Origin of the sequence: Streptomyces sp. BE303 (assembly GCF_036290945.1) — a bacterium.
Taxonomy (GTDB): Bacteria; Actinomycetota; Actinomycetes; order Streptomycetales; family Streptomycetaceae; genus Kitasatospora.
In genome coordinates this window covers 1-1,271 of sequence record NZ_JAQYWZ010000939.1, presented here as the reverse complement: position 1 = coordinate 1,271, position 1,271 = coordinate 1, and the positions used below count along the sequence as shown (strand labels likewise).

1 protein-coding gene and 1 pseudogene are annotated in these 1,271 nt (G+C 68.7%); one reads left to right on the top strand and one right to left on the bottom strand.

The features are described from left to right. On the bottom strand, positions 1–363 hold a 363-nt coding region (locus PUR56_RS38835), incomplete at its 3' end, for a DeoR family transcriptional regulator (RefSeq protein ID WP_329952438.1). A 544-nt stretch (positions 364–907) separates the two neighbouring features. Between PUR56_RS38835 and PUR56_RS38830 the strand changes: the two are divergent. Beyond that, a pseudogene (locus tag PUR56_RS38830) lies at positions 908–1,271 on the top strand (beta-xylosidase); the annotation flags it as partial.

Sequence of the window (1,271 nt, the reverse complement as noted above, 5' to 3'; positions counted from 1 at the left end):
GCCGGGGATGTCGAGGAGTTGCCGGGCGACGGCGAAGGCGGTGGTCCCCGCTCCGACGGCGACGACGCTTCCGGGTTCGACGAGTGCGGCGGCGGCGCTCGCCAGGGCCTCCTTGGCGGAGGGTTCCAGCTGGGACTTGGCCTCGAAGTCGGGTTCCTCGACGAGGGTGCTGACGACGGCTCCGCCGTAGGTCTTCTCGATCGCGCCGGTGCGGGCCAGGGCTTCCAGGTCCCGACGTACGGTCATGTCGGAGACGCCGAACCGGTCGGCGAGCTCCGCCACCCGTACCGCTCCGTCGCGACGCACGCGGTCGAGGATGAGCGCCCTTCGCTGGGGTGCCAGCAGCCCCGTGTCCTCCACGATCTCACTCCGACTTTTCACGCCGCGGCCGGCGGCTACCACGGTCGGCGCATGAAAGCACCATGACTCACAGGATAGGGGTGCGTACGAGCGGTCGGTGCCGTAATTCCCCGCCGGTATTGAACATAAAACAACACTCAATCCAAGGGAGGGTGAGAGGCGTTGTGCTTTGGTGTGCGGGCCGGGGTCAACACCCGCCTGGTAATGACGATGCGTGGTGGTACGTATGCCCGCGGTGCATGATTCCCGCCCGGTTCGGCCCGTCCGCCGGTGAATCGGACAGAACCCTTGACACAACCGAACGGCACTTCGAAACTCTCCATCACCCCGATTGTTTGCGCGAACATCAGCAACGGACGTGCTGGCGCCGGCTGTCGGGTCACCCCCCACCCATGATGCGCCCGCGACCGCTTCCCCCCACCCCGCCCGGGACACGGGCGGCGGGATACCGGCGCGGCCACCGGCGTGCAGTCGGCCCCACCGGCCGGACGTGTCGCCGTGCCCGCAGGCGGTCCGCGGGCGCATCGCCAACGAAGGACGAGTAAGAATGCTGCGTTTGAGAACGGCTGTCGGCGGTGCCGTCCTGGCCCTGTGCGTCTCCCTGGTCCAGGGCGCCGGGCAGGCCGAGGCGGCCGCCGTGACGGTCGTCAACGGGACCCAGTTCGCGGACACCGCGGGCAATCCGCTGCACGCCCACGGCGGCGGTGTGATCAAGGTCGGTCGGTACTACTACTGGTTCGGCGAGAACCGCAACGCCGACAACTCGTTCGGCTACGTCTCCGCCTACCGCTCGACGGACCTGAAGACGTGGGAGTTCCGCCGCCACGTGCTCACCCAGGCGACGGACCCGGAGCTCGCCGGCGCGAACATCGAGCGCCCCAAGGTGATGTACAACGCCGCGACCGGGCAGT